The organism is Pseudomonas sp. B21-056, assembly GCF_026016325.1.
Taxonomy (GTDB): Bacteria; Pseudomonadota; Gammaproteobacteria; order Pseudomonadales; family Pseudomonadaceae; genus Aquipseudomonas.
In genome coordinates, this window is sequence record NZ_CP087203.1 from 1,020,500 (window position 1) to 1,044,302 (window position 23,803).

The window sequence follows — 23,803 nt, forward strand, 5'->3', positions numbered from 1 at the left end:
GATTCTCTAAGGGAGCATGGCAAAGGCGAGGCCCATGTATAGCCGTCTACCGTCAATTCAGTCACCAAGATTATCGCTAACCGGCGCCTGAGCACACCAGCCGCAATCAAAGGGCTGGCCTATTTTTTCAATACGTTGCGTGGGATCCAGCACCCACGCCCGGGATTGCCAGGGGGGCTGGTGGCGCAGGTGCTGGGTATGCCCACAGGACAGCTCGGCCACCCAGTGGCCGTCCTCATCCTGGTGGAAACCGGTGACCGTCGGTCTGGGCGCGCAAGCCCGTTTGTCAGGGTTCCGTTCGCTTTCGGGCAAATCCTTGTTTAGACTTGTCCGTTCTTCATTCTTATGCAAAAGGTCTCGCCCCATGCTGATCGCCGCCAATAAGGCTGTCTCCATCGACTATACCCTGACCAACGACGCTGGTGAGGTCATCGACAGCTCTGCCGGCGGCGCTCCGCTGGTCTACCTGCATGGCGCAGGCAACATCATCCAGGGCCTGGAAAAAGCCCTGGAAGGCAAAACCACCGGTGACGAGCTGAACGTGACCGTTGAACCGGAAGACGCCTACGGCGAGTACTCTGCCGAACTGGTCAGCACCCTGAGCCGCAGCATGTTCGAAGGCGTGGACGAGCTGGAAGTGGGCATGCAGTTCCACGCGTCGGCGCCGGATGGCCAGATGCAGATCGTCACCATCCGCGACCTGGACGGCGATGACGTCACCGTCGACGGCAACCACCCGTTGGCCGGCCAGCGCCTTAACTTCCAGGTCAAGATTGTCGACATCCGCGACGCCAGCCAGGAAGAAGTTGCCCATGGTCACGTCCATGGTGAAGGTGGTCATCACCACTGATTTTCTGCGCTACGCTGAAGTGAACCGGAAAGGCGCCATGGGCGCCTTTTTTGGTCACGGCTGTTTCGAAGATCCGCAAACCTGGAGTTCGTCATGAGTGCTTTTCACGACCTTAAACTGAAAGCCCTGGATGGTCAGGAGCTTCCTCTGGCGCCGTTCAAGGGGCAAGTCGTGCTGGTGGTCAACGTCGCCTCCAAATGTGGCCTGACGCCTCAGTACGCTGCGCTGGAAAATCTCTATCAGCAGTACAAGTCCAGGGGCTTCAGCATCCTGGGCCTGCCTTGCAATCAGTTTGCCGGGCAAGAGCCGGGCACCGAGCAGGACATCCAGGCGTTCTGCAGCAACAACTATGGCGTAACGTTTCCGCTGTCCAGCAAGCTGGAAGTAAACGGCCATGACCGCCATCAGCTCTACCGCCTGCTGGCGGGCGAGGGGGCCGAGTTCCCTGGGGACATCACCTGGAACTTCGAGAAATTCCTGCTCGGCAAGGACGGCCGGGTGCTGGCGCGTTTCTCGCCGCGGACAGCGCCGGATGATCCGGCCGTGATCCAGGCGATTGAGAAAGCGCTGGGCTGAGCCTTCCCATTGTGGCGAGGGGATTTATCCCCGCTGGGTTGCACAGCAACCCCAAGAGCAAGCAACCTGATCAGACAGACATTCCGAGGTGTCAGATTCTAGGGCTGCTTCGCAACCCAGCGGGGATAAATCCCCTCGCCACAGGTTTAGCCAACTTCTCAGCTGGATGAGCCCCGTTCCCTTTTGATCCTTAATCACTCCAATCAATAGTGCTACCCAGCCCCGCCCACGGCACATATTATCCTCGTCATATCCGACCTGCGACCCTGTCCGTGGAGTGCCCCATGCCTGTAAAAGCCCTGTTCAAACCCTTCCAACTCGGCGCGTTCGAGCTGTCGACCCGGGTGGTGATGGCGCCGATGACCCGTTCCTTTTCGCCGGGCGGTGTGCCGAATGCCAAGGTCATCGAATATTACCGTCGTCGCGCAGCGGCCGGGGTTGGCCTGATCGTCACCGAAGGCACGACGGTCGGGCACAAGGCTTCCAACGGGTATCCGAACGTGCCGCACTTCTACGGTGATGCCGCGTTGGCCGGCTGGAAGCAGGTGGTCGATGCGGTGCACGCCGAAGGTGGCAAGATCGTTCCGCAGTTGTGGCATGTGGGCAGCGTGCGCCGCGCCGGGACCGAGCCGGATGCCAGCGTGCCGGGCTATGGTCCGACCGAAAAACTCAAGGACGGCCAGGTGGTGGTCCATGGCATGACCCAGGCAGACATCGATGAAGTCATCGCAGCCTTTGCCCAGGCGGCAAAAGATGCCAAAGACATTGGCATGGACGGCGTCGAAATCCATGGCGCCCATGGCTATCTGATTGACCAGTTCTTCTGGGAAGGCAGCAACCAGCGCACCGACGGCTACGGTGGCAGCCTGGCCAACCGTTCGCGCTTCGCCATCGAGTTGATCCGCGCCGTGCGTGCAGCCGTGGGCGAAGGATTCCCGATCATCTTCCGGTTCTCCCAGTGGAAACAGCAGGATTACACCGCGCGCCTGGTGCAGACCCCTGAAGCCCTGGGCGAATTCCTCAAGCCACTGTCCGAGGCTGGCGTGGATATTTTCCACTGCTCGACACGTCGCTTCTGGGAGCCGGAGTTCGACGGCTCCGAGCTGAACCTAGCCGGCTGGACCCGCAAGCTGACCGGCAAGCCGACCATTACCGTCGGCAGCGTCGGCCTGGATGGCGAGTTCCTGCAGTTCATGGTCAATACCGACAAGGTCGCGCAGCCGGCCAGCCTGGAGAAGCTCCTGGAGCGCCTGAACAATGATGAATTCGACCTGGTGGCGGTAGGGCGTGCGCTGCTGGTGGATCCGGACTGGGCGCAGAAAGTGCGTGAAGGTCGGGAGCAGGAGATTCTGCCGTTCAGCCGCGAGGCGTTGATGACGCTGGTTTAAGTCGCCTGTACCGACGCCATCGCGAGCAGGCTCGCTCCCACATTCGATCCTCTGCGAACGCCAATACCGCGCTCGACCGAGATCCCCTGTGGGAGCGAGCCTGTTCGCGATAGCGATCTGCATATCGCCGAAAAACTCAACGTATGGTCGACGCAGCCGGCATCACCTGCTCACCCACACAAGCCCCCCGCAACTGCGCCTCGAACTGCTCGATCACTGACGCCCAACCCTGGCGACTGGCATGCTGGCGGGCATTGAGCCGCACGCAACGTAACGCCTCGGGCTCCTCCAGCAGCCAGCGGGCCGAATCGCAGAACGCCTCTTCATCCCCCGGCATCGCCAGCACGCCGTTGTAGCCATGGCGGATGTGCTGTGCCGCGGCAGCCTGGTCGTAGGCCACCACGCCCAAGCCCGACGCCAGGGCCTCCAGCACGACATTGCCGAAGGTTTCGGTCAGGCTCGGAAAGACGAACACATCCCCGCTGGCATAGTGACTGGCCAGTGCCTCGCCACGCTGGGTACCACAAAAGATTGCGTCGGGCAGCGTCTGTTCCAGGGCGGAGCGTTGCGGGCCGTCGCCGATCACCACCAGCTTCATCCGCCGCTCCGGGAGTGCACTGCTTAGCGTGTCGAAACAACGCTTGAGCAATCCCAGGTTCTTCTCCGGCGCCAGGCGTCCGACGTGGATCACGGCAATATCGTCGTCGCCCAGGCCCCAGGTTTCCCGCAGGGTGACCGAGCGCTTGACCGGATGGAACAACTGGCTGTCCACCCCGCGGGACAACAGCATGACGCGCTCGAAGTGCCGTCGTTCCAATTCCAATTGCTGGCTGAGACTGGGCACCAGGGTCAGGTTGGAACGGTTGTGAAACCAGCGCAGGTAATGGGTAAGTGCGCGGCTCAGCAACCCGAGTCCGTACTGTCGGGTGTATTGCTGGAAATTGGTGTGGAAGCCACTGACCACCGAGATTCCCAGGCGCCGCGCCGCCCGCAGCGCCGATAAACCCAGCGGCCCTTCGGTGGCGATGTACAGCACGTCGGGCCGCTGGCGTTTCCAGCGCCGCAGCAGCTTGTGCATCGACACCTGGCCCCATTGCAACCCCGGATACCCCGGCAACGGCCAGCCCCGGCACAGCAGCAACTCGTCACTGGCCTGGCGTTGATCTGCGGCCTGTTGCGGACGCACCAGCTCCACCCTGTGCCCCCGGGCACGCAGGCCGTCGTGCAGGCGGCCCAGGGTATTGGCCACGCCATTGATTTCCGGCGGGAAGGTTTCAGTGATGAGGGTGATATGCAGATGTGTGCTCATGACCCCAGTGTCGACCGGGGCCATTTCGCCAGTGTTACGCCTGGATGATGGATTTGTGACCGGTTCAGCCCTGGCGGGCCAAAGCCGTCTCGGCACCCTGCTCGCGCACCCAGAACAGCGTCGCCCCGGCCACCGCCGCCGGCATCATCAGGATGTTGACCACGGGGATCAGCAGCGCCAGGTACACGCTGCCGCCAAAGCCCAGGCTCTGCCAGCGCTTCTGCCGCAGCCAGGCGAGCATCTCGTTCCAGCCCAGCTTGTGGTTGTCCGCCGGGTAGTCGATGTATTGGATCGCCATCATCCACACGCCGAACAGCAGCCACAGCGGCGCGGCCACCAGATTGACCACGGGAATGAACGACAGTACGAACAGTCCCAGGGCGCGGGGCAGGAAGTAGCCGAGCTTGCGTGCTTCCCGGGCCAGGGTGCGCGGGATCATGGCGACCAGTTCGCCCCAGCTGAAGGCTGGGAAGTCATCGGTGCCACGGACCACCACTTCGACTTTCTCTGCAAGAAAACCGTTGAACGGTGCGGCGATGATGTTGGCGAGCATGGTGAAGGTAAAGAACACCATCAGCACCACCAGCACCACGAACAGCGGCCAGAGGACATAGCTGAGGAAACCCAGCCAGTCCGGCAGCGACGGCATCAACGTGTCGACCCACAGGCTGAATTGATGGCCGGCCAGGTAGATCAGGCCGATGAACAACACGAGGTTGATTGCCAGCGGCAACAGGACGAACAAGCGCAGGCCCGGACTCAAGACCAGCTTGAGGCCTTCTCGCAGGTATTGCGGGCCGGACAGGACGGGGGCGGGCATGGGAAGCTCCGAGCGAAGATGAACGCGCCGACCTTACCGGCTTTGTCCGGCGCGGGAAAGCGTCTACACGGCGTATAACAAGGTTTATTGAACACGGTGCTCTATCGAAGGGTCGACCCGGTATAGAACTCACCTATGAGCTGGATTGTTAAACCGTATTTCCTTAATCTTCGCTCCCTCGATACGCTGCACCCATTCTTTTACAGGGCCGTCGAACCAAAGCCTTCCCCAAGTGCGTCAACGGTCCTTTTTTATTCCCGCCGCTCACCCGGCGTTCCGGCCCGCAAGGGCTGGTCAACAGGAGCAGGTCATGTCTGAAGTCCGTCATTCGCGAGTGATTATTCTCGGTTCCGGCCCAGCCGGTTACAGCGCCGCAGTCTATGCGGCCCGCGCCAACCTCAAGCCGCTGCTGATCACCGGCATGCAGGCCGGCGGTCAACTGACCACCACCACCGAAGTCGACAACTGGCCGGGCGATGTCCACGGCCTGACCGGCCCGGCCTTGATGGAGCGCATGAAAGAACACGCCGAGCGCTTCGAGACCGAAATCGTTTTCGACCATATCAATGCCGTGGATTTCGCCGCCAAGCCTTACACCCTGACTGGCGACAGCGCGACCTACACCTGTGACGCCCTGATCATCGCCACCGGTGCCAGCGCCCGTTACCTGGGCCTGCCGTCGGAAGAGGCCTTCATGGGCAAGGGCGTTTCCGCTTGTGCCACCTGCGACGGTTTCTTCTACCGCAACAAGCCGGTGGCCGTGGTCGGTGGCGGCAATACCGCTGTTGAGGAAGCCCTGTACCTGGCCAACATCGCCAGCACGGTCACCCTGATCCACCGTCGCGAAACCTTCCGCGCCGAGAAAATCCTGATCGACAAGCTCAACGCCCGCGTGGCCGAAGGCAAGATCATCCTCAAGCTCAACGCGACCCTGGACGAAGTGCTGGGCGACAACATGGGCGTGACCGGTGCCCGTCTGAAGAACAACGACGGCAGCTTTGACGAGATCAAGGTCGACGGCGTGTTCATCGCCATCGGTCACACTCCGAACACCTCGTTGTTCGAAGGCCAGCTGGAATTGAAGGATGGCTACCTGGTAGTCAAGGGCGGCCGTGACGGCAACGCCACCGCCACCAGCGTCGAAGGCATCTTCGCCGCCGGTGACGTGGCCGACCACGTCTACCGCCAGGCCATCACCTCGGCCGGCGCCGGTTGCATGGCGGCCCTGGACACCGAGCGTTACCTGGACGGTTTGCAGAACGCTTCGTTCTGATTTCAGCCTGAGGGCAAGCGAAACTCCTGTGGGAGCGAGCTTGCTCGCGATAGCGGTGGATCAGTCAATATCATGCTGACTGACCCACCGCTATCGCGAGCAGGCTCGCTCCCACAGTGTTTTGTGTGGTCCTGAAAATCTGCGATTTGTCTTCAGCCCAGCTTCGCCAGGCACGCCTCGAGAATATCCAGGCCTTCCTCCAACACCGCCGGTTCGGTCGTCAACGGTGCCAGCAAGCGGATGATGTGGCGCGACTTGCCGCTGGGCATCAACAGCAGACCCGCTTCCCGTGCCAGGGCCAGCAACTGGGTCAACTGCGCCGAGGCCGGAGTACCGTCGGCGTGGGCCAGTTCGATGCCGCGCATTGCACCGACGCCCGTCAGGCGGCCCAGGAACGGTGTCAGTCCACGGCGGCGCCATGATGCGTAGCGGCTGACAATCGCCTCTTCCTGTTGCGTGCCCCAGGCTTGCAGGTGCGCGTCGGTCATTTCCTCCAGGGTTGCCAGTGCGGCGGCGCAGGCGATGGGATTGCCGGAATAGGTGCCGCCCAATCCACCCTTGGGCAGGTTGTCCAGCAACGACTTGCGCCCCACCACCGCCCCCAGCGGAACGCCGCCGGCGATGCTCTTGCCCAGCAGGATCAGGTCGGGCTCGATACCCAGTCGCGAGAACGCAAAGCGTTGGCCGGTACGCCCGAAGCCTGACTGGATTTCATCGACGATCAGCACGATGCCCTTGTCATTGCAGAACTGCCGCAGGGCCTGGGCGAAGGCAACGTCCAAGGCCAGGAAACCGGCTTCGCCCTGCACCGGTTCGACGATGAAGCAGGCCACGTCGTTCACGTCGATCTCGACGCTGAACAGCCGCTCCATGGCCTTGAGCGCTTCGGCGCAGGTGACGCCGTTGTCCTGGCTGGGGTAGGGCAGGTGATAGACCGGCCCGGGCAGCACGCCGATTTTCTGTTTGTAGGGGGCGACCTTGCCGTTGAGATTGAGCGTGGCCAGGGTTCGGCCGTGGAAGCCGCCGTCGAAGGCGATGACGGCGGTGCGGCCCGTGGCCCCGCGCACGATCTTCAAGGCGTTTTCCGCCGCCTCCGCGCCGCTGTTGGTGAGCATGCCGCTGATGGGGTAGTCCACCGGGACAAACGCTGTCAGACGCTCCATCAATTCGATGTAAGGTGCATGGGGGGCTGCGTTGAAGGCGTAATGGGTCAGCCGGGTGGCCTGTTCGCGAATGGCCTCGACGACACGCGGATGGCAGTGGCCGAGGTTCAACACGCCGATGCCGCCGACGAAATCGATGTAGCGCTTGCCCTCGGTGTCCCAGACCTCGGCGTTCCTGCCATGGCTGAGGCTGACGGGGTGCACGATGGAAATCGACTGGCTGATGGTTTCGCTCATGAAGGACGGCTCGCAAGGGAAGAAGGCGTGCGCTATTCAAGCTGCGAGCGAAGGGGTGCGGCAAACGAAATAAAGTTGCCGGGTCAATCTTAAAAGTCGGGATGTGCACCAATGCCAAGGGAAACGAAGCACCTGTGGCGAGGGGATTTATCCCCGTTGGGCTGCGAAGCAGCCCCTGGCGCCAACCGCAATCAATCTGACACACCTGAGTCGGCAGTTCTGGGCCTGCTTCGCAGTCCAGCGGGGATAAATCCCCTCGCCACAAAAGCTGTGTGCGAAGAAATTTGAATCAGCGGCGTTTGAGTGGCTGCACCGCGAACTTCACACCCGCCAGCCCATGAGCCATCAAAGCGCGGATATTGCCGTGGTCGTTGCCGTCGGGGGTATTCAGCACCGAGCGGTAATGCTCGCCGAACGCCAGCAGCGCTTCTTCGTCGCTCAAGCCTTCGAGCAACGCCAGGCCGAGGGTCTTACAGGAGCCTTCGTTTTGCCCGGCAGCGTTTTCCACGTTGCCGTTGGTGAAAGGCTGGGGCTGATAGTCGTAGCCATCGGCAATGAAGGCCAGGGTATCGGCGAAAGCGTGTTCGCCGCTCTGGAGGCGGTCGCGCAGGGTGTTCAGATCAGGCATCGGGTTTTCCTTTGGCGAACGCCGCTTGTTGTTCGGCGCTGGCTTCTTGCTGGTATTGGGCTTTCCATTCGGCGTACGGCATGCCGTAGACCGTTTCACGGGCGTCATCGAGGCTGACGTCGATCTGGCGTTCATCGGCAGCCGCCTTGTACCACTTGGACAGGCAGTTGCGGCAGAAGCCGGCGAGGTTCATCAGGTCGATGTTCTGCACATCCTTGCGGCTGTCCAGGTGGGCAACCAGCCGCCGGAAAGCGGCGGCTTCGAGTTCTAGGCGTTGTTGGTCGTTCATGGTGGTCTCTGCGAGCAGCTTCAAGGGGCGAGCTTCAAGCTGCAAGTTGGATTGCGGGTCAGGCTTGAAGCTTACAGCGTGAGGCTTGTAGCGGCTACGAAGTCGCCCGGCTTGCCGCCAAAGTAATCGACACCGACTCGGCAAACCGCAAGGCGTGGGGTTTGTCGACTTCGACTTCGGCGTACTGCACCGACTCGTTGGTCATGACCAGGTCCAGCAACTCCTGGGTCAAGCGTTCGAGCAGAGCGAAGCGATTGCCTTCCACGTGAGCGATGATCGCCTTGGTGATGGTGCGGTAGTTCAGCGCGTGATCGATGTCGTTGTCACGTACCGCTTCCTGTGCCGGGTAGAGGATGGTCAGGTTGATCAGGACATCCTGCTTGTTGAGGATTTCATCCTCGTTGATCCCGATGAAAGTGCGCAGGCGCAGGTCCTTGACCCGGATACGCGCCATGGCTGGCTGAAGTTGTGGCATTTACTTGCTCCGTCGAATCAATTGCAGGAACTCCTGGCGGGTGGTGCTGGATTCGCGAAAAGCGCCGAGCATCACCGAGGTGTTCATGGTCGAGTTCTGTTTTTCGACACCGCGCATCATCATGCACATGTGCTGGGCCTCGATGACCACCGCGACACCGGCGGCCTGGGTGACCTGTTGCACCGCTTCGGCGACCTGCCGGGTGAGGCTTTCCTGGATCTGCAGGCGGCGGGCGAACATGTCCACCAGCCGGGCGATCTTCGACAGTCCCAGGACCTTGCCGGTAGGAATATAAGCCACATGGGCCTTGCCGATGAAGGGCAGCAAGTGATGTTCGCACAGGGAGTAGAGCTCGATGTCGGCGACGATCACCATCTCGTCGCTGTCCGAGTCGAACAGGGCGCCGTTGACGATCTGCTCGACGCTCTGCTCATAGCCGTGGCAAAGGTACTGCATGGCCTTGGCAGCGCGGGCCGGGGTGTCCAGCAGACCTTCGCGCTCCGGATCCTCACCCAGGCCGATGAGGATCTCGCGGTAATTCTGAGGCAGGGATAGCGCCATGGTGGATCCTCGAAACAAGGCTATTTGACGTGCCGTCCGCCGTTGACGGTCAGGGTCGTGCCGGTGACATAGGGGTTGTCCAGCAGATACCGCAGGCTCTGGTAGATGACTTCGCTACCGGGTTCGATGCCTAACGCCGACTTGGCCAGGGTCTTGGCGCGATAAGTCGCGTCGTCTTCGGCTTTGAACAGTAGCAGGGCCGGCGCGATGCCGTTGACCTTGATGGTCGGTGCGAACTTCGCCGCGAACGACAGGGTCAGGCTGTCCAGTCCGGCCTTGGTGGCGCAATAGGCGATGTGCTTGCTGCTGCCCTTGCGGGTTACATCGTCGCTGATATGCACGATATCCGCAGGGGCTGAGCGCTGCAGCAGTTCGGCGCAATGCAGGTTGATCAGATACGGTGCCAGCATGTGCACGCCGAACATGGCATTGAAGGCCGCCGATTCATCGCCCGGTGTTTCGACCAGCCACGCCGAGGCGTTGTGCACGATGGCCCGCAACCGGTCGGTGTGCTGCTTGAGCTGTTCGATAAAGGCCAGGATCCCGGCTTCGTTGGAAAAATCGGCAAACAGCGCGGTCGCCCCCAGATCCCGGAGCGTCTGTACACCTGGACGCTCGGTGCGATAAGTGACGATCACCGGATGACCCTCTTCCAGCAATCGCCGGGCACAATGCAGGCCGACACGCTGGGCTGCGCCGGTGAGCAGGATAGGAGCGTCGATACTGGGCATGGAGTGGCTCGGTTCACGGCAGAGGCGAAACTATATCAGTGACCGTGGGGATGTACCTATTTGTAGTGGTTGAACCAATGGGCTGGGCCGTTGCCCCTCTGACAGGCATGTCTGTGAATATTTCTTGTTACAAAAAACAACAAATTCGCACATCGGATCAGTTTGCTCTTGTCATCAGACGACTAAGAGGGAGTAAACTGGGATCCAATTTGCCAGTCTGACCTGTCTGAAAAAATATGAACGTGATCACCGACGATAAGTTCGTTTTCCAGGCATCAAGGGGCCTGGAACGCGAAGACCTGTTTCCCATCCGCGAAGTTTCGCGACTTACCGGGGTGAATCCCGTGACCCTGCGCGCATGGGAGCGTCGCTACGGGCTGATCCAGCCTACCCGTACCGAAAGCGGTCATCGCCTGTATTCCCTGGGCGATATCGAAAAGGTCCGCAGCATCCTTGCCTGGATCGAACGCGGTGTCGCTGTCAGTAAAATCAGCAAGATCCTGAGCAAGACCGAGTCATTGAAACCGGTTTCCATGTTCATTTCATCGGATCTGGTGAGAGTCGATTATGCGCAATGGCAGCGCCAGGTCGCGGTCGCGGTCGCCAACTTTGACGATGTAGAGCTGGATCGCGTCTATGGGCAGATTTTTTCCAGCTATGCGGTGCCGATCGTGTTTCAGCGCATCCTGATGCCGCTCTGGCGCCAACTGCTGCAACGTCAACAGGAATTCGGACAGACCAGCGAATGGCTGTTTTTCGACGGATTCCTGCGCTCGCGTGTCTCACAACGACTCTTGCTCAAACGCGAGGACCGGTCGCGGCGTGTCCTGGTCAGCGCCATTGCCGGCCAGTGCCGTGAGTTGGAATTGCTGGTGACGGCGCTGTATGTATCGAAGGCGGAAGTGGGTATCAGGTTGATGACCGTCGGCCAGCCATTCGACGAGCTGACCCTGGTGTGCCAGAAGACTCAACCTCTGGCATTGGTGCTGGTGTCCAACCATGCGCCGGTCGCCGAGTTGCCCAAGCGCCTGAACAGATTGGCGATGAGCCTGGATTGCCCGTTGATGCTGGCCGGTGATGTGTCCGACCTGATGCAGGAAAGCCTGGCGGGATCGTCGATCGGCTGCCTGGGAAATGACGGAACAGTGATGCGTCAGCGCTTGCGTCAGATGCTGGCAGGTAACCTGGACACCTAGGCTGATGACTAGTAGTGGCCTATGTGGCCAATTCGTGCACTCAAATTAACCGTACAGGCCACTAGAGATGCATGGCCGGGTGGGACAGGCGATGCTGCTGGAGGATGTACTGACGCAAGCGCTCGGTCTCGTCCTGGTCGTTCTGGTTCAAATGGTAGGCATACAAGCCTTGGTCGGTTTCCCGTTCGAAGGTGCCGCGCAACGAAATCCTCTCGTAGCCTGACGGGCTGAACCACAGGATAAATTGCTTCGGTGGTTTGGTACGGTTGCGGTTTTCCAGCAGCACACCCTTGCAAGACACTTCATGGACCCATAAAGGCCCTGGCTGGCCCTTGGCATTTTCCAGTGCCACCGGCTCTTCGAGGCTCAGGCGCCATGGGCGTACCTTGGGGCCGTCCTCGTAGATACTCGGCACACCCAGGCGCAGGTGCATCGCATGGAATTCATCTTCCACAAGGTGCAGCGGGAAGGTCATCTGCTGGTTTTCGAAGTTGGCTTGCAGCGTAACCTGCTCATTTGCCGCCAGGCGCGTCAGCAGATCACGGATCTGCGAGCCACCATTGACCAGCAGGCTGGAGGTCACGTCCCGCTCATTCAGTTGCGGGATGTGTTGCATGGTCCGGATGAAGTCCAGCTCATCCTGGGTCAGGAGGGCGTCACGCTGCATGGTGTGCTCGAAATGATTGTGCGTTTTCACTGGTGATTGTAGTGACTGACCACTAATTCGCTGGTTTGTTTGCGCCGTTCGTCGCATCGAGGCGGGCAATCGTGGCACGGGCTTCGGCCAATTCCTTTTCCAGCTGGATGACGCGCTGTTGCGCCTTGACCTGGGCGGTCACATCCTTCTGCACGCCCACGAAATAGGTATGGCCATCCGCCTGGTTTTTTACCGTGGACAGTGACAGCTCATTCCAGAACGGTGTGCCGTCCTTGCGGTAGTTGCGAAGCACTTCCCGGCAGGCACCGCCCTGCTTCAGCGTCTTGCGAATCTGCTCCAGGGAAGGCTGGTCGCGATCGCCCGATTGCAGGAAGCGGCAATCCTGGTAAAGGATTTCGTCGCGGTTATAACCGGTCAGCCGCTCGAATGCGGGGTTCACGTAGATCAGGATATTGTCTTCGTCGCCTTCCTTTTCAGCGATGACGATTCCGTCATTGGAGGCATTTATCACCAGTTGCATCAGTTGCGCGTTGATCACGGATCACGTCCTTTTGAAACCCCATTAAATACAGCATTTTAGAAGAACCTGACGAGCTGTCCACTGGCCATTAGTGCTGATTGAGAGTCAGGCGTAGCCTTGCGGCCAGCCTGTTACTATCACGCACTCTTTTATTCAGATTCAGGACCAGATCGATGAAAGTCGCCATCCTTTCCGGCTCGGTGTACGGCACCGCTGAAGAAGTCGCCCGGCACGCCGCCAAGCTGCTCGGTGATGCGGGCTTTGAAACCTTGCACAATCCGCGAGCAACCCTGGCCGATATCCAGGCATTCGGCCCGCAGGCCTTGTTGACCGTGACATCCACCACAGGCATGGGGGAACTGCCGGACAACCTGATGCCGCTGTATTCGACCATCCGCGATCAACTGCCGGCGTCCTTTCGCGGCCTGCCCGGTGCGGTGATCGGCCTGGGGGATGCCAGTTATGGCGATACCTTCTGCGGCGGTGGCGAGCAGATGCGCGAGTTGTTTGCCGAGCTGGGCGTGCGCGAGGTGTTGCCCATGTTGCGCCTGGATGCCAGCGAAAGCGTCACCCCGGAAACCGATGCCGAACCCTGGCTAGGCGAGTTGATCGACGCGTTGCGTGGTTGATGGTACGGCGGGTCCCGCGCTGGATGACCCGCTCGGCCATTAAGCTGGCTGCCAAGGCAACTACTGTCCCACTAAGAGCTGACTAGACTGATTCTCTTGTGCATATACCTATAACTATAAGCCCGAGGTCAGAGCCGTGAGCGTAGCGCCCATCCAATCGACACTCAGCATCAAGAATCAGGTCAGTGCCGCCGAATGGCAAACCCGTATCGATCTTGCGGCCTGTTACCGGTTGGTCGCGCTGCATGGCTGGGATGACCTGATTTTCACCCATATTTCTGCGAAGGTTCCCGGCACCGAGGACTTCCTGATCAACCCATTCGGGTTGATGTTTCATGAAATCACCGCCTCGAGCCTGGTCAAGGTCGATCAGGCCGGCCACAAGCTGATGGACAGCCCCTACGAGATCAATCCGGCCGGCTACACCATCCACAGTGCGGTGCATGAAGTACGAGACGATGTCGCCTGCGTGTTGCACACCCACACCGCAGCCGGCGTGGCGGTATCGGCGCAGAAACAGGGCGTATTGCCGATCAGCCAGCAGTCGTTGTTCGTGCTGTCGAGCCTCGCTTATCACGCCTATGAAGGCGTCGCCCTGAATCATGAAGAGAAGGCCCGCTTGCAGGCGGACCTGGGGGAGAGCAGCTTCCTGATGCTGCATAACCATGGATTGCTGACATGCGGCGGCACCATCGCCGATACCTTCCTGATGATGTTCACCTTCCAGCGGGCCTGCGACATACAGGTCATGGCGCAGAGCGGTGGGGCCGAACTGATAGCCATTGAGCCGAACATACTGGCCGGTGCCCGGGCGATGATTGCCGGAGTCACCAAAAGCGCTCAGGGCATGGGCGGTGCGCTGGCCTGGCCAGCATTGCTGCGTAAGCTCGATCAACAGAACCCGGGTTACGAAAGCTGATGCCAATGGTCCAGATTCCGCTGCGCGTCTGGCGCCAGCACGGACAGACATTCCTGTTCCGAGGCCACGCCATCCGGTATTGGGTGGCGGGGCATGGCGAGCCGCTGTTGTTGATCCACGGTTTCCCCACTGCCAGTTGGGACTGGCATTACCTGTGGCAACCGCTGGCACAGCGTTACCGCGTGATCGCCTGCGACATGCTCGGTTTCGGCGACTCCGCCAAGCCGACGGATCATGTTTACAGCCTGCTGGAGCAGGCGGATCTGCAGCAGGCATTGCTGGCGCATCTGGATGAGCGGCAAGCGGTACACATCCTGGCCCATGATTATGGCGACAGCGTGGCCCAGGAACTGATCGCCCGGCATTGCGAGGCACGTATTGAAGTCGCCAGTTGTGCGTTTCTCAATGGCGGCCTGTTTCCTGAAACCCACCGTCCGGTGCTGGCGCAAAAATTGTTGCTCAGCCCCCTGGGCTGGCTGATAGGCCGCGCTTTTTCACGCGAGCACCTGGCCAGGAATTTTCGGCAGATCTTTGGTCCCTGGCGCGGACCCAGTGAAAGCGAACTGGATGACTACTGGAGCCTGGTGCAAACCCACGGCGGGCCACGGATCATGCACAAACTCATCCGCTACATCCCCGAGCGCCGCATACAGCGTGACCGCTGGGTGCAAGCGATGCAGCGCGGTGAGGTCCCGCTGCGGGTGATCGACGGCGCGTTCGATCCGATTTCCGGTGCGCACATGGTGGCGCGTTACGAGGTCCTGATCCCGAATGCGGATACGGTGCTGCTGCCCGACATTGGTCACTACCCACAGACCGAAGCCCCGGTGCAGGTGCTCAAGCATTATCTGGAATTCCGTGAAAACATCGCGGCGCCGGTGCAGCTCAAGGCCTGGGTGAAATGCCTGTGATCGTCGGTCCTCAATAGGGGGGCAAGGTGAACGCAGCATCTGCATCACCCCGGATCAACGGTGGGAGCGGGCTTGCTCGCGAAGGCGATTTTCCATCCGGCATCTTCATCGACTGATCCACCGTCATCGCGAGCAGGCTCGCTCCCACTGGGGTTCAAGGTGAACGCAACATTTGCATCACCCCGGATCAACGGTGGGAGCGAGCCTGCTCGCGATAGCGGTGGGTCAGCTTGCATCAATGTTGAATGTGCCGCCGCCTCCGCGAGAGGGCTCGTTTCCACCCTATTCGCATCATCCCTCCACCTTATCGCCTACCATTCACTCTCAACCGTGTTGATTGTGACCATCCGCCCCGTGCCTGACACTCAGGTTTTATAATCCTCGGCCTGCTGGAGTTCTGCCCATGAGTGAGTCTGTGCGCTTCGAAGATAAAGTAGTGATCGTCACGGGAGCCGGCGGTGGGCTGGGGCGGGCCCATGCGCTGCTTTTCGCCAGGCAAGGCGCGAAGGTGCTGGTCAATGACCTCGGCGGCTCGGCCCAGGGGGAAGGGGCCAATGCCTCGGCGGCGGATCGGGTAGTCGCTGAAATCCGTGCAGCCGGCGGCATTGCCGAGGCGAACCACGATTCCGTCACCGATGGCGACAAGCTCGTGCAAAACGCCCTCGACGCGTTTGGCCGGGTCGACGTGGTGGTCAACAACGCCGGCATCCTGCGGGACAAGACCTTTCACAAAATGGACGACGCCGATTGGGACCTGGTCTACCGCGTCCACGTCGAGGGCGCCTACAAAGTCACCCGTGCCGCCTGGCCGCACCTGCGTGAACAAAATTATGGGCGGGTGATCTTCACTGCGTCCACGTCCGGCATCTACGGCAACTTCGGCCAATCCAACTACGGCATGGCCAAGCTCGGCCTTTACGGCCTGACTCGTACCTTGGCCATCGAAGGCCGCAAGAACAACATCCTGGTCAACGCCATCGCCCCCACCGGCGGCACGCGCATGACCGAAGGCTTGATGCCGCCGCAGGTATTCGAACAGCTCAAGCCCGAGTTCGTCAGCCCGCTGGTGGTGTACCTGGCCAGCGAAGCCTGCCAGGAAACGTCCGGGTTGTTCGAAGTAGGCGGCGGCTGGATGGGCAAGGTGCGCTGGGAGCGCAGCCTCGGCGTCGGGTTCGATCCGAGCAAGGGCTTCTCGCCCGAAGACGTTGCCGCACATTGGCAACAGATCTGCGATTTCGACAACGCGGTGCATCCGAATGACAACCTGGAAGCCTTGAAGGAAATGATGGCGAACATGCAACGTTACGCCGTTTAACCCTTGTTGCCTGGGCCGGTTGTCGTGGCCGACGATAACCGTGCTCAGGCAAAATATTTCTTCACCAGGGCCGACAGGTTCGCCGCTGTCTCGATGTCCATTACCCCGTCATGTTTCGCCGGACGAAAGTGCAACTGAAAGGCGCGTACCAGGCGCTGAAAGCCCGTACCCGTCGTGGCCGCGGTAGTGTCATACCCATATTTCCTGAACAGCCCCAGCAGATGTTCCCGTGTAGGCACACCTGCGCATCGGTAGGCCTGCATGAAGGCCTGCTGTGTATTGTCGTCGAACCACGCGCCGATGCCTTTCAAATATAAAGCATGCCAGGGAAACATCGGCCCCGGATCACTCTTGCGCCCGGCGGCGATGTCCGAATGCGCCACCACGTTGACCGGGCTGATATCGGGATAACGCCGGAGTATATCGAGGGCCAATTGTTCCACTGCTTCGATTTGTTGCGGCTGGTAGGGCGGGAAGGTGAATGTTCCCTGGTGATCAGTGGCCAGGTTGACGATTTCGATTCCAATGGACGTGTCATTCAAATTGTTGCGATTGCCCCAACTGCTTACCCCCGCATGCCAGGCACGCTTGTTTTCGTCCACCAGATTGAAAATCTGCGGTTCGTTGAAACCTGCGCTCAAATAGCTCGGGTCGGAAAAGTCCGGAACCAGATAGTGAGCGCTGACTGAGGCGCCGGTCAGTGCGTTGACGGAAGATGAGAAGTTGGCGGCGGTGTAATGAAATACCAGAAAACGAACGCGGTTGTTGTGGCCTTTTTTGGAGCGGTAACTAGTAGTGTTTATTGGGTACATAAAATTGCTCACTGATAACTGACGGGATCGAAGCAGTGGCTTCGATTGAGTTCAGGCTAGCAATGAACTTTAAATTGGACTGTAGTGAGGGTCTTGGTTCTTTGTAGGAATTGGCGTTTGGTTTGTGAGGTTCTATAACCTGAAAGGAGAAAGCCGCTGCACAGGCAGCGGCTAATGGTTAGGTGTATCTTTTTTCAAGGAAGAATTTTGGTGCTTTCCAGTTAGGGCCCTTAATGCAAAGGCCTTTTTTGCCGCTTGCCAAAATCCCCGCTTCGAAAAGCTTGGTGTAAGTTTTTGCAAGCTCACCGTGCTGTATAAGCTCAATATTATGACGTCTGATCATCATCTCCAAATGTGGGTGCGCCTTCAATAGTGCAAACACTGTGACGATTTCTTCTAATGCCTCGTTTTTGAATATTTGCTCAATAGTGTTCATTGCGACATCTCCTTCAGCAACTGTTGGTACTCTTTCTCGTCCTGTAAGGCTGCTTTGGTTAATGCATCTGCGGTGTAAAGTAATGATTCGCGGTCTTGAACTTTATAATCTTCGAGTGTTGCAGTATGGGCATTGTTCCAATAGGGTGAGTTCTCCGCAGGCACAAAATCATCACCCAACCCAAGAGCTCGAAATCTTTCAAGCTCTCTGGTTTCATGAGTGTAGTACCGTCGATCTATATCGGTAATGTCAATATCGCCATTTAGAATGTTTTCTAATCGTTCGATCATGACACCATTCGCGTCTGATGGATTCAGCCTCGCGATATGCAGTTTCACGGCGTCTATCCCCTCTTGGGTAACGGTCGCCGTTCTCCAATCCAGATCAATAACAGGCCCGCCGGCCATGTCGGGATTGAAGTCCCGCCCACTGTGCTCTCCTTTTGTCGTCGCCCCCTCATAGGGAGTGCTGAACACGGTATAGAGCGGCGCAATACCTGACTCGACCGGAAATACCGTGACGAACCCACCAAAGCTATAACGATCCAGCTCTGGATGTGTATCGAGTCGCCCTGCTTTGACTTCCAGGATGGCGCCGCTGTAATGAATAACGTCAGGAGCGCTCGCAGGCAAGGAGGTAGAGGCATTGTCCGGCGTCACGATGGGTGACCAGGTAATGCCAATGGATTCAGCTTCCTGACTATGGGACTTGTAGATATTTTCCTGTGGGTCAAAGGTCGCCAGCCTGACCGGTACCTTGGCGAGCGTTGAGTCTGCCGGGGTGGCAGCCACGATGAATTCCGTGCTGTTGACGACTTTCCTGGAACCCAAGGCAACCGGAAGATGGATTTCGCCTCCCGATGCAGCGATGGCATGCAAGTCATCGGTGTTGTCCGGTGCGAGTTCCGACAGAGGAACGCTCAGTACGTAGAGATCGCCGTTACCTAACTCCGATGTATAAACCAGGGCCGTGATCCCTGCGGCAGCGGGACCAGCAACGGCAACAAGGGTTTCGATGACTGTCGTGGCTGCGGCGCGTAGCGCATGAGTGATTGCCAAGGCGATCACCTGATCGGCGGCGAAGCTTCCTCCGATAATGCTCAATGCGGGACCAACTACGGCAGCGGGGGCCAATACGGGACGTGTGGTGGCAGCCAAGACTGGTTTACGTGCTCCCGGAATTTCTGCCTGACGCTGGGCCGCTCGCGCTGCAAGCCGTCTTCGTTTGGCATTGCGTTTGGCTTCGGCTTTGGCGGCCTTGCGAGCTTTTATTGCCGCTGCGCGCTGTCTGTCAGCCTGGGCTTTTGCCTGGGCGGCTGCCTCAGTTGCGGCCTTGCGTTGTACTTCTGCCGCCAGCCGCGCCTGTTCTTCGGCAACCCGTTTGGCCTCGGCTTCGGCTGCTTTACGCGCTAGTTCTTCAGTCATCCGTCTTGCGTCAGCTTGGGCTTTCGCCTGAGCTGCTTTTTCAGCCGCAGCCTTTCGTTGTGCCTCCGCCGCAAGCCTTGCTCGCTCTTCGGCAACCCGTTTGGCTTCGGCCAGTGCTTTCGCCTGGGCTGCTGCCGCTGTTCTTGCGCTGGCTTCGGCGACGGCTTTGTTTTGTATGACTAAGCGCGTTTCCAATAGCTTTATCTGTTCAGCCAGAAACTTTGCTTCGTAAGCTGCAGCGTAAGAAATATTCCATCTTCTTACTGCTTTGTAATACTCACCTTGTGTGATGCGATCCGGGGCATCGAATCCCTTGTAATAGGGGTCGCGACCTTTGTGGGTCAATGGGTCATGCCCGTAATAACGATTGGCTATCGTTACTTGTTCTTGGTGGTCCGCCCTTGCTTTTGACAACTGTAGGTTGAGTGTTCTTGCTTCAATGTCGTTAGCATCAACCCCAAGGGGGAACATCTTACGAGCAGTCTCTCTAGTTTGTGAAAGTTCGGCATCGGTTATAGGTTTGAGGTTTTTAATGTTTTCCCTGTAAACCTTCTCGGTATCGGTGTTGCTTTCAATCAGCCATTCGTTGGCGTAATCGATTGTGTCGGGGCCGAGGTCGGAGTAGGCGGAGCCTGACATTCCTCCAAACCCAGAACCATTCGGAATTGATCCGCCAGGTCCTGAGTTAAAAGAGGGTGAGCGCCTGAGAGGTATTCCTCTATTTACGAGGATGTTCTTTTCTTGTGGCATGTCGAGTTCCTTTCGAATGCGGATGCTGAAGTAGTGCTTGTCAGTGTTTGAGTGGTGAGCCTGTCCGTGGTCATATATATCAGTGCCGTTCTGAACGATAAGAAGTACTATAAGTTTGTTCGCAGAGGGTGGGCAGGTGAGAGATTCCGAAGGTGTTGTAGGAATCGAGAAGTTTCACCTGGGAAATAAACCCACATAAAAAAGGCCGCTGCAAAAAGCAGCGGCCTGAAGATGACGTTGCAAAGGAGCTACAAATCAACGTCGGTAAACACGGGAGGCGATGGGTTGATGCACAGCCCATCCGAATGACGGTGCGCCAGGCGCGAGGGGCGCCGTGGCGGCTTGTGCTTGCAGGCCCGCAGTTCTGAAAGCCCGGCCAGCATAGGGATCGTGCGCGGCGGGAAACAGACCGGATCCGGACATGCACTGTTACTGGGCGCGCAACAGTCGAAACGACACTCCGAACATGCATTGCACTGATGGGCCGCTATCCAGCCCGTCCATGGCGTGTGCCAGGCCCCGTTGTGTGCGGGCTGTAATCCTTTCGAGCGACAACATGAATACCTCCTTGGTGCGCTTATCGCCCATGACGGGCGGCAGTAGGGTGAAGTCTCTGTCACTCACCGGGGAAGACGCATGACAACAATAACAATGCGCGCCATCTTCAAGCCGCAGGCGTTGGCCGTCGCGGTGGCCTTGGGTTGCTGTGCCCAGGCGCAGGCGGTTTCATTCAACATTGGCGAGATCGAGGGTCAGTTCGACTCCTCGCTGTCCGTGGGCGCGAGCTGGGGCATGAGCGACCCCGACAAGGACTTTATCGGCACGGTCAACGGCGGTAGGGGCCAGTCTTCCACGGGTGATGATGGACGACTGAACTTCAAGAAGGGCGAGACCTTTTCGAAGATCTTCAAGGGCCTGCACGATCTCGAACTCAAGTACGGCGACACCGGCGTGTTCGTGCGCGGCAAGTACTGGTATGACTTCGAGTTGAAGGACGAAAGCCGTCCGTTCAAGGACATCAGCGACAGCAATCGCAAGGAAGGCGCCAAGTCGTCAGGGGCGGAAATTCTCGATGCCTTCGTCTATCACAACTATTCCATCGCCGATCTGCCGGGCACGGTGCGTGCCGGCAAGCAGGTGGTCAGTTGGGGTGAAAGTACCTTCATCGGCAACTCCATCAACAGCATCAACCCGGTGGACGTGTCCGCATTCCGTCGCCCGGGTGCCGAGATCAAGGAAGGCCTGATTCCGGTGAACATGCTGTTCGCCTCCCAGGGCCTGACCGACAAGCTCACCATCGAAGGGTTCTACCAGTTGGAGTGGGATCAGACGGTGGTCGATAACTGCGGCACGTTCTTTGGCAATGACGTGGTGGCGGATGGTTGCACCAGCGGCTACACCGTGGCGAACCCGGCCATTGCGCCGTTCGTACCGCTGACTCAGGCGTTCGGCCAGGGTATTGAGGTGTCCAGTGAGGGCGTGGTAATTCCTCGTGGGGGTGATCGTGATGCCCGTGACTCCGGCCAATGGGGCACGGCGTTGCGCTGGCTTGGCGACGACACCGAGTACGGCTTGTACTTCATGAATTATCACAGCCGCACGCCTACTGTCGGCACCACGACGGCTGGAGCATCTACGCTCGCGGTGGTGGGGAATACGAATCCGGGTGGCATGATCCCGATTGCCGAAGGCCTTGCCCAAGGCGCAGGCGCCGCTCTGGCGTCAAGCGTCATGCTCGGCCGAGGTCAGTACTACCTCGAATACCCCGAGGATATCCGCCTGTACGGCGCCAGCTTTTCCACCACGTTGCCCACCGGCACCGCATGGACCGGCGAAATCAGCTACCGCCCCAACGCTCCCGTACAGCTCAACACCAACGACCTGACCCTGGCCTTGCTCAATCCAATCACCGGTGGTGCTGCATCACCCATCGCCACCTCGCCGGGCGCCGACAACACCGGCTACCGCCGCAAGGAAATCACCCAGATCCAGAGCACCCTGACGCACTTCGTCGATCAGGTATTGGGCGCAGATCGCCTGACCCTGGTGGGCGAAGCCGCGGTGGTGCACGTCGGCGGGCTGGAGTCCAAGGACAAGCTGCGTTACGGCCGCGATTCGGTCTACGGTCAATACGGGTTCAACGGTGACACCGACGGCTTCGTCACCTCCACCTCATGGGGCTATCGCGCCCGGGCGATTCTCGACTACTCCAACGTCATCGCCGGCATCAACTTCAAGCCCAACGTGTCCTGGTCCCATGACGTGGCCGGCTACGGTCCCAACGGCCTGTTCAACGAAGGCGCGAAGGCTGTCAGCCTCGGCGTCGATGCCGACTACCGCAACACCTACACCGCCAGCCTGAGCTACACCGACTTTTTCGGCGGCGACTACAACGTCCTCAAGGATCGCGACTTCCTCGCGTTGAGCTTCGGCGTGAACTTCTGATCTGGCTGACAAGGAAAACCCTATGCGCAAGATGATCCTGCAATGCGGTGCCCTGGCCTTGAGCCTGTTGGCCGCAAACGTGATGGCGGCGGTTTCGCCGGAAGAGGCGAACAAACTGGGCACCAGCCTGACGCCGCTGGGCGCGGAGAAAGCCGGTAATGCCGATGGCTCGATCCCGGCCTGGACCGGTGGTATCCCGAAAAACGCCGGCGCCGTGGACAGCAAAGGTTTCCTGGCGGATCCGTTCGCCAATGAAAAACCGCTGTTCATCATCACCGCCGCGACCGTGGACAAGTACAAGGACAAGCTGTCCGAAGGCCAGGTGGCGATGTTCAAGCGTTACCCGGAGACCTACCGGATCCCGGTCTATCCGACCCATCGCAGTGTAGGGCTGCCGCCGGAAATCTACGAGTCGGCCAAGCGCAGCGCGCTCAATGTCACCGCGATCAACGATGGTAACGGCCTGGCCAATTTCACCGGCAACCGCTACTACGCGTTTCCGATTCCCAAGAACGGCGTCGAGGTCATCTGGAACCACATTACCCGTTATCACGGTGGCAACCTGCGACGCATCATCACCCAGGCCACGCCGCAGACCAACGGCAGCTTCACGCCGATCCGCTTCGAAGAAGAGGCCGCTGTGCCGGCCCTGATCAAGGACGCCGATCCGGAAAAAGCCAGCAACGTGCTGACCTATTTCAAACAGGAAGTCACCGCCCCGGCACGCCTGGCCGGCAACGTGCTGCTGGTGCATGAAACCCTCGACCAGGTGAAGGAACCGCGTCTGGCCTGGATCTACAACGCCGGTCAGCGCCGTGTGCGTCGCGCCCCGCAGGTCGCTTATGACGGTCCGGGCACCGCCGCCGACGGACTGCGCACTTCCGACAACTTCGACCTGTTCTCCGGTGCGCCGGATCGCTACGACTGGAAGCTGGTCGGCAAAAAGGAAATGTACATTCCGTACAACAGCTACAAGCTCGACTCACCCACCCTCAAGTACGACGATGTGATCAAGGCCGGCCACATCAACCAGGACCTGACCCGCTATGAGCTGCACCGGGTCTGGGAAGTGATCGGTACGGTCAAGCCTAACGAACGGCACATCTATGCCAAGCGCCACATGTACTTCGACGAGGACAGCTGGCAGGCGGCGCTGGTGGATCACTACGATGGCCGTGGTCAGCTGTGGCGCGTGGCCGAAGGGCATGCGCAGTTCTACTACGATCACCAGAACCCCGCCTACACCCTCGAGACGCTCTACGACATCATCGCCGGCCGCTACATTGCGCTGGGCATGAAGAACGAAGAGAAGCACAGCTACGAGTACGGTTTCGAGGCCAGGGCAGCCGACTACACGCCGGCGGCGTTGCGCTCGAGTGGGGTGCGGTGAGGCTGGCGGCTTTCTAATTGTGGCGAGGGGATTTATCCCCGCTGGGCTGCGCAGCAGCCCCAACACAGACGACTCAATCAGCCTGATACACCGAGTCG

Annotated in this window: 25 protein-coding genes; 11 read left to right on the forward strand and 14 right to left on the reverse strand. The window is 59.4% G+C overall.

Annotated elements, in window-relative coordinates; translation table 11 throughout:
* Positions 1-57 precede the first annotated feature (57 nt).
* The gene (locus LOY67_RS04340) at positions 58-396 is read right to left on the reverse strand and encodes a DUF3565 domain-containing protein (protein ID WP_265066091.1); all 339 of its coding nucleotides are present in this window, start codon (positions 394-396) and stop codon (positions 58-60) included.
* Between LOY67_RS04340 and LOY67_RS04345 the strand changes: the two genes are divergently transcribed.
* The 3 genes from LOY67_RS04345 to LOY67_RS04355 all read left to right on the forward strand — a co-directional run bounded on the left by LOY67_RS04345 (position 365) and on the right by LOY67_RS04355 (position 2,814).
* The gene (locus LOY67_RS04345; RefSeq protein ID WP_265066092.1) at positions 365-850 is read left to right on the forward strand and encodes an FKBP-type peptidyl-prolyl cis-trans isomerase; all 486 of its coding nucleotides are present in this window, start codon (positions 365-367) and stop codon (positions 848-850) included. The two genes, LOY67_RS04340 and LOY67_RS04345, sit on opposite strands and share 32 nt — an antisense overlap.
* 93 nt (positions 851-943) lie before the next feature.
* Positions 944-1,426 (forward strand): glutathione peroxidase, encoded by a 483-nt coding sequence (locus tag LOY67_RS04350; protein WP_265066093.1) that lies wholly within the window; start codon positions 944-946, stop codon positions 1,424-1,426.
* Between the two features lie 284 nt (positions 1,427-1,710).
* On the forward strand, positions 1,711-2,814 hold the full coding sequence (locus LOY67_RS04355) for an NADH:flavin oxidoreductase (protein ID WP_265066094.1): 1,104 nt from the start codon (positions 1,711-1,713) through the stop codon (positions 2,812-2,814).
* 136 nt (positions 2,815-2,950) lie between these two features.
* Here LOY67_RS04355 and LOY67_RS04360 read toward each other — a convergent pair whose 3' ends face one another.
* Together LOY67_RS04360 and cysZ are read right to left on the reverse strand one after the other, a co-directional pair.
* Positions 2,951-4,147 (reverse strand): glycosyltransferase family 4 protein, encoded by a 1,197-nt coding sequence (locus LOY67_RS04360; protein WP_265066095.1) that lies wholly within the window; start codon positions 4,145-4,147, stop codon positions 2,951-2,953.
* Positions 4,148-4,187: 40 nt separating this feature from the next.
* Complete coding sequence (cysZ, locus tag LOY67_RS04365) at positions 4,188-4,943, reverse strand: sulfate transporter CysZ (RefSeq protein ID WP_265066096.1); 756 nt, start codon at positions 4,941-4,943, stop codon at positions 4,188-4,190.
* 310 nt (positions 4,944-5,253) lie between these two features.
* Between cysZ and trxB the strand changes: the two genes are divergently transcribed.
* Entirely contained in the window at positions 5,254-6,216 is a 963-nt protein-coding gene (gene trxB / locus LOY67_RS04370) for a thioredoxin-disulfide reductase (protein ID WP_003205459.1), read from the forward strand.
* 152 nt (positions 6,217-6,368) lie between these two features.
* On the opposite strand, the gene LOY67_RS04375 is transcribed toward trxB, so the two are convergent.
* The 6 genes from LOY67_RS04375 to folM all read right to left on the reverse strand — a co-directional run bounded on the left by LOY67_RS04375 (position 6,369) and on the right by folM (position 10,300).
* On the reverse strand, positions 6,369-7,616 hold the full coding sequence (locus LOY67_RS04375) for an aspartate aminotransferase family protein (RefSeq protein ID WP_265066097.1): 1,248 nt from the start codon (positions 7,614-7,616) through the stop codon (positions 6,369-6,371).
* A gap of 289 nt (positions 7,617-7,905) precedes the next feature.
* Positions 7,906-8,244: a HopJ type III effector protein gene (locus tag LOY67_RS04380; RefSeq protein WP_265066098.1), complete on the reverse strand. Its 339-nt coding sequence runs from the start codon at positions 8,242-8,244 to the stop codon at positions 7,906-7,908.
* The gene (locus tag LOY67_RS04385; protein WP_265066099.1) at positions 8,237-8,533 is read right to left on the reverse strand and encodes a DUF1244 domain-containing protein; all 297 of its coding nucleotides are present in this window, start codon (positions 8,531-8,533) and stop codon (positions 8,237-8,239) included. The genes LOY67_RS04380 and LOY67_RS04385 overlap by 8 nt, the downstream gene beginning before the upstream one ends.
* Before the next feature lie 94 nt (positions 8,534-8,627).
* Positions 8,628-9,008: a dihydroneopterin triphosphate 2'-epimerase gene (gene folX / locus LOY67_RS04390; RefSeq protein ID WP_265066100.1), complete on the reverse strand. Its 381-nt coding sequence runs from the start codon at positions 9,006-9,008 to the stop codon at positions 8,628-8,630.
* Positions 9,009-9,569 carry a GTP cyclohydrolase I FolE gene (folE, locus tag LOY67_RS04395; RefSeq protein ID WP_265066101.1) on the reverse strand — a complete coding sequence of 187 codons (561 nt, stop codon included), beginning with the start codon at positions 9,567-9,569 and terminating at the stop codon, positions 9,009-9,011.
* 20 nt (positions 9,570-9,589) lie between these two features.
* Positions 9,590-10,300, reverse strand: a complete 711-nt coding sequence (gene folM, locus LOY67_RS04400; RefSeq protein ID WP_265066102.1) for a dihydromonapterin reductase — start codon at positions 10,298-10,300, stop codon at positions 9,590-9,592.
* Between the two features lie 236 nt (positions 10,301-10,536).
* Between folM and LOY67_RS04405 the strand changes: the two genes are divergently transcribed.
* Positions 10,537-11,496, forward strand: coding sequence for a MerR family transcriptional regulator (locus LOY67_RS04405; RefSeq protein ID WP_265066103.1), 960 nt, complete (start codon positions 10,537-10,539; stop codon positions 11,494-11,496).
* Between the two features lie 61 nt (positions 11,497-11,557).
* On the opposite strand, the gene LOY67_RS04410 is transcribed toward LOY67_RS04405, so the two are convergent.
* Positions 11,558-12,163, reverse strand: coding sequence for a hypothetical protein (locus tag LOY67_RS04410; protein ID WP_265066104.1), 606 nt, complete (start codon positions 12,161-12,163; stop codon positions 11,558-11,560).
* 52 nt (positions 12,164-12,215) lie between these two features.
* Positions 12,216-12,692, reverse strand: a complete 477-nt coding sequence (locus LOY67_RS04415) for a PAS domain-containing protein (protein ID WP_265066105.1) — start codon at positions 12,690-12,692, stop codon at positions 12,216-12,218.
* Positions 12,693-12,847: 155 nt separating this feature from the next.
* Between LOY67_RS04415 and LOY67_RS04420 the strand changes: the two genes are divergently transcribed.
* From LOY67_RS04420 to LOY67_RS04435, 4 genes are all read left to right on the forward strand, one after another.
* A complete protein-coding gene (locus tag LOY67_RS04420) occupies positions 12,848-13,303 on the forward strand; it encodes a flavodoxin (RefSeq protein ID WP_265066106.1) in 456 nt (151 codons plus the stop codon).
* A gap of 136 nt (positions 13,304-13,439) precedes the next feature.
* Positions 13,440-14,222, forward strand: a complete 783-nt coding sequence (locus tag LOY67_RS04425) for a class II aldolase/adducin family protein (RefSeq protein ID WP_265066107.1) — start codon at positions 13,440-13,442, stop codon at positions 14,220-14,222.
* Positions 14,222-15,133, forward strand: coding sequence for an alpha/beta fold hydrolase (locus LOY67_RS04430; protein WP_265066108.1), 912 nt, complete (start codon positions 14,222-14,224; stop codon positions 15,131-15,133). Before LOY67_RS04425 ends, LOY67_RS04430 begins: the two co-directional genes overlap by 1 nt.
* A gap of 403 nt (positions 15,134-15,536) precedes the next feature.
* Positions 15,537-16,448 (forward strand): SDR family oxidoreductase, encoded by a 912-nt coding sequence (locus LOY67_RS04435; protein ID WP_265066109.1) that lies wholly within the window; start codon positions 15,537-15,539, stop codon positions 16,446-16,448.
* 44 nt (positions 16,449-16,492) lie between these two features.
* Here the strand turns inward: LOY67_RS04435 and LOY67_RS04440 are convergent, their stop codons facing one another.
* The 3 genes from LOY67_RS04440 to LOY67_RS04450 all read right to left on the reverse strand — a co-directional run bounded on the left by LOY67_RS04440 (position 16,493) and on the right by LOY67_RS04450 (position 19,870).
* Positions 16,493-17,260: an N-acetylmuramoyl-L-alanine amidase gene (locus LOY67_RS04440; RefSeq protein ID WP_265066110.1), complete on the reverse strand. Its 768-nt coding sequence runs from the start codon at positions 17,258-17,260 to the stop codon at positions 16,493-16,495.
* A 178-nt stretch (positions 17,261-17,438) separates the two neighbouring features.
* Complete coding sequence (locus LOY67_RS04445; RefSeq protein ID WP_265066111.1) at positions 17,439-17,696, reverse strand: hypothetical protein; 258 nt, start codon at positions 17,694-17,696, stop codon at positions 17,439-17,441.
* On the reverse strand, positions 17,693-19,870 hold the full coding sequence (locus tag LOY67_RS04450) for an S-type pyocin domain-containing protein (RefSeq protein ID WP_265066112.1): 2,178 nt from the start codon (positions 19,868-19,870) through the stop codon (positions 17,693-17,695). Before LOY67_RS04450 ends, LOY67_RS04445 begins: the two co-directional genes overlap by 4 nt.
* A gap of 636 nt (positions 19,871-20,506) precedes the next feature.
* Between LOY67_RS04450 and LOY67_RS04455 the strand changes: the two genes are divergently transcribed.
* Positions 20,507-22,315 (forward strand): DUF1302 domain-containing protein, encoded by a 1,809-nt coding sequence (locus LOY67_RS04455; protein WP_265066113.1) that lies wholly within the window; start codon positions 20,507-20,509, stop codon positions 22,313-22,315.
* 22 nt (positions 22,316-22,337) lie between these two features.
* A complete protein-coding gene (locus tag LOY67_RS04460) occupies positions 22,338-23,705 on the forward strand; it encodes a DUF1329 domain-containing protein (protein ID WP_265066114.1) in 1,368 nt (455 codons plus the stop codon).
* Positions 23,706-23,803 lie beyond the last annotated feature (98 nt).

What these genes read in the sequence shown, in the direction of transcription:
- LOY67_RS04345 (WP_265066092.1), top strand. Translation starts at nt 365, where the DNA reads ATGCTGATCGCCGCCAATAAGGCTGTCTCCATCGACTATACCCTGACC.
- LOY67_RS04340 (WP_265066091.1), bottom strand. Translation starts at nt 396, where the DNA reads ATGGAGACAGCCTTATTGGCGGCGATCAGCATGGGGCGAGACCTTTTG.
- LOY67_RS04350 (WP_265066093.1), top strand. Translation starts at nt 944, where the DNA reads ATGAGTGCTTTTCACGACCTTAAACTGAAAGCCCTGGATGGTCAGGAG.
- LOY67_RS04355 (WP_265066094.1), top strand. Translation starts at nt 1,711, where the DNA reads ATGCCTGTAAAAGCCCTGTTCAAACCCTTCCAACTCGGCGCGTTCGAG.
- LOY67_RS04360 (WP_265066095.1), bottom strand. Translation starts at nt 4,147, where the DNA reads ATGGCCCCGGTCGACACTGGGGTCATGAGCACACATCTGCATATCACC.
- cysZ (WP_265066096.1), bottom strand. Translation starts at nt 4,943, where the DNA reads ATGCCCGCCCCCGTCCTGTCCGGCCCGCAATACCTGCGAGAAGGCCTC.
- trxB (WP_003205459.1), top strand. Translation starts at nt 5,254, where the DNA reads ATGTCTGAAGTCCGTCATTCGCGAGTGATTATTCTCGGTTCCGGCCCA.
- LOY67_RS04375 (WP_265066097.1), bottom strand. Translation starts at nt 7,616, where the DNA reads ATGAGCGAAACCATCAGCCAGTCGATTTCCATCGTGCACCCCGTCAGC.
- LOY67_RS04380 (WP_265066098.1), bottom strand. Translation starts at nt 8,244, where the DNA reads ATGCCTGATCTGAACACCCTGCGCGACCGCCTCCAGAGCGGCGAACAC.
- LOY67_RS04385 (WP_265066099.1), bottom strand. Translation starts at nt 8,533, where the DNA reads ATGAACGACCAACAACGCCTAGAACTCGAAGCCGCCGCTTTCCGGCGG.
- folX (WP_265066100.1), bottom strand. Translation starts at nt 9,008, where the DNA reads ATGCCACAACTTCAGCCAGCCATGGCGCGTATCCGGGTCAAGGACCTG.
- folE (WP_265066101.1), bottom strand. Translation starts at nt 9,569, where the DNA reads ATGGCGCTATCCCTGCCTCAGAATTACCGCGAGATCCTCATCGGCCTG.
- folM (WP_265066102.1), bottom strand. Translation starts at nt 10,300, where the DNA reads ATGCCCAGTATCGACGCTCCTATCCTGCTCACCGGCGCAGCCCAGCGT.
- LOY67_RS04405 (WP_265066103.1), top strand. Translation starts at nt 10,537, where the DNA reads ATGAACGTGATCACCGACGATAAGTTCGTTTTCCAGGCATCAAGGGGC.
- LOY67_RS04410 (WP_265066104.1), bottom strand. Translation starts at nt 12,163, where the DNA reads ATGCAGCGTGACGCCCTCCTGACCCAGGATGAGCTGGACTTCATCCGG.
- LOY67_RS04420 (WP_265066106.1), top strand. Translation starts at nt 12,848, where the DNA reads ATGAAAGTCGCCATCCTTTCCGGCTCGGTGTACGGCACCGCTGAAGAA.
- LOY67_RS04430 (WP_265066108.1), top strand. Translation starts at nt 14,222, where the DNA reads ATGCCAATGGTCCAGATTCCGCTGCGCGTCTGGCGCCAGCACGGACAG.
- LOY67_RS04435 (WP_265066109.1), top strand. Translation starts at nt 15,537, where the DNA reads ATGAGTGAGTCTGTGCGCTTCGAAGATAAAGTAGTGATCGTCACGGGA.
- LOY67_RS04440 (WP_265066110.1), bottom strand. Translation starts at nt 17,260, where the DNA reads ATGTACCCAATAAACACTACTAGTTACCGCTCCAAAAAAGGCCACAAC.
- LOY67_RS04445 (WP_265066111.1), bottom strand. Translation starts at nt 17,696, where the DNA reads ATGAACACTATTGAGCAAATATTCAAAAACGAGGCATTAGAAGAAATC.
- LOY67_RS04450 (WP_265066112.1), bottom strand. Translation starts at nt 19,870, where the DNA reads ATGCCACAAGAAAAGAACATCCTCGTAAATAGAGGAATACCTCTCAGG.
- LOY67_RS04455 (WP_265066113.1), top strand. Translation starts at nt 20,507, where the DNA reads ATGACAACAATAACAATGCGCGCCATCTTCAAGCCGCAGGCGTTGGCC.
- LOY67_RS04460 (WP_265066114.1), top strand. Translation starts at nt 22,338, where the DNA reads ATGCGCAAGATGATCCTGCAATGCGGTGCCCTGGCCTTGAGCCTGTTG.